At 35.7% G+C, this 5,595-nt stretch carries 4 protein-coding genes and 1 pseudogene; 3 read left to right on the top strand and 2 right to left on the bottom strand.

The features are described 5' to 3' along the window. A partial coding sequence (locus WBN21_RS03985) for a hemolysin III family protein (protein WP_424198002.1) occupies positions 1–234 on the bottom strand: 234 nt, incomplete at its 3' end. Further along, entirely contained in the window at positions 235–912 is a 678-nt protein-coding gene (locus WBN21_RS03980) for a DUF4294 domain-containing protein (protein WP_424198001.1), read from the bottom strand. Positions 913–1,251: 339 nt separating this feature from the next. On the opposite strand from WBN21_RS03980, the gene WBN21_RS03975 reads away from it, so the two are divergent. From WBN21_RS03975 to WBN21_RS03965, 3 genes and pseudogenes are all read left to right on the top strand, one after another. After that, positions 1,252–2,340, top strand: coding sequence for a polysaccharide lyase family 7 protein (locus tag WBN21_RS03975; RefSeq protein WP_424198000.1), 1,089 nt, complete (start codon positions 1,252–1,254; stop codon positions 2,338–2,340). A gap of 192 nt (positions 2,341–2,532) precedes the next feature. Beyond that, positions 2,533–3,621, top strand: coding sequence for a M42 family metallopeptidase (locus WBN21_RS03970; protein WP_424197999.1), 1,089 nt, complete (start codon positions 2,533–2,535; stop codon positions 3,619–3,621). A 98-nt stretch (positions 3,622–3,719) separates the two neighbouring features. After that, a pseudogene (locus tag WBN21_RS03965) lies at positions 3,720–5,595 on the top strand (hypothetical protein); the annotation flags it as partial.

Raw genomic sequence — 5,595 nt, 5'->3', positions numbered from 1 at the left:
GTCTATAATTCTGAAATAATGCCTATACTTCTCCCCTTTTGCAGCATGATAAAAAGTTGAAGCCGTAAAAAGAACAATGATGGAAACCCCATAAACAATAACGCTAAATAAGCTCCAATCTGTTTTATTCGAATTATGCGTAATCAGTAACACCAAAGCTACAACACCAAGCAAAGCACCTAAACCATGAGTTATGGCGTTTAATTTTTCTTCAAAAGGTGATTGTATTCGCATTTATTCTGGTGTTTTTTGATGCACCCATTTGTTGGTTAAATCGTAAAAATCAAAATCAATGGCTGGTTTTTGTTGCTCTAAGCGTCCGCTTTGAAAGTTACGTTGCAAGATATCTTCAATTAAATAATCTTCTTTTTCATTTTCAGGGTCGAACTCACGTTTCAATGAAATATCAAACATGCTAGCCGTCGTATTGTACCAAAAAGCGCGCCACCCACTTCGCAATTCTTTAATCAAATCAAAGGTGGTTTTACCTGTTTGACGGTGAATCAGTTTTACTAAAATTTGCCCTTCGGTTCGGCTTAATTTTTTTAATTCTTCTGAAAACTCACCTTCTATATATTTTTGAACACGCTTGGTATAGCGTTTCTTATCTCGGGTTTTTGTGAGCGTCTTCATGCGAGCATTCATCGAATCTAAACGCTCCGAAGCCAATTTAGCATACGGATATACTTTTATGGTTTTTCGCCGCAAAATTAAATATCGAATTCGGTCATTTTTGCTGTCAAATTTAAGTTTGTGAAGCAGCATAACTTCATCTAAATCAATGGAAGTTCTTGGAAGCGAATCGCCCTCTATTATCAAATACTTTTCAGATATGGAATCTTGTTCGGTTTCCATTATCTGCGCACCTAGCAATAAAGGAAAAATAACAAATATGTACTTTAAGTAGTTCATTAAATTAAAATAGTTTAACCTAAGATCCCGCCCAAAAGCGGGATTAGTTCAACTAACTATTTTTAATACGTCCTTCAGACTTTTAAAAATAGCGTTTCACTAATAAATTATGGGACATTTATTATGCCAAAAATACTGAATTTCTAAGAATTGCGTATTGAATTATTGAATTAAAAGATTCCTTGAAATTGTCAATAAAAATGACGAAATTCGCCTAACTAGGCATTATTAAAACAATTATTAAATTTCATTGCCTTTTAAAATTGTTTTGTCTAGAATTTTTGACCGCAAATTTTTAATAAAAACAGCATTATATTTTAACATAATATCCATAACAACATGAATAACAAAAACATCACAACCTTAGTAACATGCTTAATACTTGGTACTTTCTTAATATTAAGTAGTTGTAAGAATTCAGAAAAAAAAACTGAAGTAGAACACATTGAAAAAACCGTTTATGCAAATGATGTTATTCCTTTTTTTGATGATTGGAAATTGATTTTAGGTGATGGTTCGAATGTTGGCATTGCCAATAATTTTGAAAACAAAGATTTCTTTTATACAACTAATGATGGCAAAAATGATTGGGTAGTTTTTAAGGCACCTAATGGCGGCGACACGCACGGAACTTCAAACAATACAAGAACTGAATTGGCACAAATAAAAAAATGGTATCCTGAAACTGCCGATGATAAATTGACAGCCACTCTTAAAGTTATGAATGTTTCGGCTACTGGTGATGCTCGTGTAGCGGCAACGCACGCTGTAGTTGTTGGCCAGATTCATAGTGCCGATAAACATGAAAATGAACCACTAAAAATCTTTTACAAGAAATTCCCAAGTCATACTAAAGGATCTGTTTTTTGGCATTATGAAATTAATACTTTAGGCGACGACAATTCAGGGAGATGGGATTTTTCAACTGCGGTTTGGGGCAACGATTTTTCCGTTGTTGGAGCAACTGCAGACACCTACCCAGAAGAACCTGAAGATGGTATAAAATTAGGAGAAGAATTTAGTTATACAGTTGAAGTTAAAGATGGTGTCATGCACCTAACATTTACAAGTGAAGGTCATGACACCAAAACGTTTACAAAAAACTTATTGGTATCTGAATATGCTAAAAAAACTGACATTCCTGAGCAAACACAAAATTTATTTGTACCGATGGGGCAAGACGGTGTTGAGCGCGAAAACGCATATACTGGCGAGGGTTGCTTTTTTAAATTAGGTTGTTATAATCAAACTAATGGGAAATCTCCAGATATTAATAAAAACTGGTGTTCTGGAGCTGAAACGCATGGTGGCGATATTCAAAAACAATATGCCGATGGAAATTATGCCGAGGTATGGTTTAAAACCGCAAGTATATCTGTTAGTGATGCTGCCGTTTCGAATGAAGGCTATTTTACTAAAAATGATTAGTTTTTTTTAAAAATGTGCTTAAATAAGCCATCCATGAAAAAAATAATTTATCGGTTAAAACACTAGCTAGCAAATAAGCACGTTAGGCCTGCCTGTCGGCAGATAGGCGCCCAAAATATTTTCATAAATAAGAATATAGATAATCTATTCCATTACATTTTATATTATTATTTTAGTACAAAATTTATATAGATGGCAAAGAAGAGCATATTGAACAAAAAGTCGATGGACTTTTTAGAAAAATATTTGAATAATGCAGCACCGACTGGCTATGAGTGGGACGGACAAAAGCTGTGGATGGATTATTTAAAACCGTACGTGGATGAGTTTATAACGGATACTTACGGAACTGCGGTTGGGGTTATTAACCCAAAGGCAAAATACAAGGTGGTTATTGAGGGCCATGCGGATGAAATTTCGTGGTATGTGAATTATATTTCGGATAACGGACTGATTTATGTGATTAGAAATGGCGGAAGCGACCACCAGATTGCACCGAGCAAAGTGGTGAATATTCATACTAAAAAAGGCATTGTAAAAGGTGTTTTTGGCTGGCCTGCAATCCATACGCGCGATAAATCTAAAGAGGAAGCTCCAAAACCAGATAATATTTTTATTGACTGTGGTTGTGCTACAAAAGCAGATGTTGAAAAACTTGGTGTGCACGTTGGGTGCGTGATTACTTATCCGGATGAATTTCATATTTTAAATGGTGATAAGTTTGTGTGTCGCGCTATTGATAACCGCATGGGTGGTTTTATGATTGCTGAAGTGGCGAGACTGCTTAAGGAAAACAAAAAAACATTACCGTTTGGACTTTACATTACAAACTCTGTACAGGAAGAAATTGGTTTGCGTGGTGCCGAAATGATTACCCAAACTATTAAACCAAATGTGGCTATTGTTACTGATGTGACGCACGATACCACAACGCCTATGATTGAGCCGAAAAAAGCTGGATTATTAGAAATGGGTAAAGGTCCTGTTATAGCCTATGCACCTGCGGTACAGCAAAAACTTCGTGATTTAATTACGGATACCGCCGAGGCTAAGAAAATACCTTTCCAACGTTCTGCCCTTTCTCGAGCTACTGGAACCGATACCGATGCTTTTGCTTATAGCAATGGCGGTGTGGCTTCTGCTTTAATTTCGTTACCGTTACGCTATATGCATACAACTGTTGAAATGGTGCATAAGGAGGATGTTGAAAACGTGATTAAATTAATTTATGAAACATTACTTAATATAAAAGACGGACAGTCGTTTAGTTATTTTAAATAAAAAAATGTTTATTTTAAGGCTTGTAAATTGAATGGATAATTACTGTTTTTTCAATTTACAAGTCTATTTTATTCATTAAAAAACGCATAAATCCTCCAATGGGCTCTTGTTTTACATATATCCTTAAACGCCCATTTTACAAGCAAAAACTATTATTTTTACTTTTAGGTTTGTTTGCTGTTTCCCTTACCAGTTTTGCTCAAATACAAAAAGAATTTACACCTCGTTTTAACGAAATGATAAACGGCGATTTTACAATGATTGCCAATAATGTTTTATCTCGAACTGCCACAGAAAACTATAATGGTGAAGATGACAACCATAGTTTTACTGATAATGTTTATGTTGATATTGATAATGACCCCTCAACATTTAATTCCAGTAGCGCCAATTTTGAGAACCCTGAGCCCGATTTAACCTGTATTACAATCAAAAAAGCCTATTTATATTGGGCAGCAGCCGATAAAGAAAATGAGGCTGAAGAAGACAACCAACCCGATTGGAATTTTAATGATGTTAAACTCATCCTGCCTGGAAGTACGACCTATGAAACTTTAACAGCAGACGCCGTTATTTACAGAGGTCGAGATACCCATTTTAGCAACGATCCTTATGTGTGCTTTAAGGATATTACGCCTTTAGTCACTAATTTAGAAACGCCTTTTGGTACTTATCAAGTGGCCAATGTTGAAGCTAAAACAGGCTTTTTATTTCAGCATGGCACCGGAAATACCGGAACTTCGGGAGGTTGGCAAATTGTTTATGTTTATGAAAGTCCGGAGTTAGTTTCCAAAAACGTGAGTATTTTTGATGGCTATGCGCATATTACCAGAGATTTTAATAATTACGATATTAATTTTTCTGGTTTTACAACCGTTGCTAATGGTCCAGTAAATATTAATACTTTACTTGGTGCTTTGGAAGGCGATAGAATTTTAACTGGCGATAGGTTTCAAATACAAAACATTGCTGGCGATTTTATTGATATTACAGCCCCATGGCGGGTTGCCGATAATTTTTTTAATAGTAGAATCACTATTGGAGACACGAACTTTACGGACAGAAACCCTGCCAGTTTAAATACCTTAGGTTTTGATGCGGCCGTTTTTAAACTTGACAATCCAGACAATAATCTTATTGGAAATAGCCAAACATCTGCCACTATTCGATTGACCTCCAATCAAGAGACTTACAGCCTGTTTTTATTAGGGCTCGCTGTTGAAGTTTGGTCGCCCAGCCTCTACCCTATAACGCTTACTTCCGAGGCTTTTGATGATACCACCGATGCAGACGAGGTTGTTACTTTTGGTTTAAATTTTTCTAACACAGGAAATGATAATGCGCTTAACGTCGTACTTTCTGAAACCATACCAACCAATGTTGAATTTGTTTCGGCTGATGATTTGCCCGACGGTATCACCTATAATTATGATAACACCACAAGACTTTTAGAATTTTTTATTGAAGATGGTTTGCTTGATGTAGGTGATGCATTTTTAAATATTCAGTTTAACTTAAAGGTTAACGATGCGTGCTATTTTCTTGAAGATACTTGTAATTTAAACTTCCAACTTCTATTTACAGCTACCTATACGGGTGATGAAAACCCAAATACATTTACAACCTATAGCTCGGATGAGTTGAATGATTGCCAATTAGGTAATCCTCTAATAATAGCCATAAACCAACCTATTGTAAATTGGGAAACGCCTGTTGGAAATTTAGACAGAACCCTATCTCTGGATAATCCAAATGATTTGGAAAACGCTCAAAACCTTTTTCCCGAGCCCGATAATTGTAATTTCAATCTGATTAAAACTTCTGGAGATTTTGTTCAGAATAGCGATTGCGATTATGAAGGCACTTATACCAACACATGGAATTTTACCGATGCCTGCGGACGAACCATTGAAGATTATATTCAAGTTATTACCGTGCCTTCAGACGTTGCTTTTGATGGTAGCAATATAACCA

This window comes from Algibacter sp. (assembly GCF_049667265.1).
Lineage (GTDB): Bacteria > Bacteroidota > Bacteroidia > Flavobacteriales > Flavobacteriaceae > Algibacter_B.
This window is presented reverse-complemented; position numbering and strand designations above follow the sequence as displayed.

What these genes read in the sequence shown, in the direction of transcription:
- WBN21_RS03980 (WP_424198001.1), bottom strand. Translation starts at nt 912, where the DNA reads ATGAACTACTTAAAGTACATATTTGTTATTTTTCCTTTATTGCTAGGT.
- WBN21_RS03975 (WP_424198000.1), top strand. Translation starts at nt 1,252, where the DNA reads ATGAATAACAAAAACATCACAACCTTAGTAACATGCTTAATACTTGGT.
- WBN21_RS03970 (WP_424197999.1), top strand. Translation starts at nt 2,533, where the DNA reads ATGGCAAAGAAGAGCATATTGAACAAAAAGTCGATGGACTTTTTAGAA.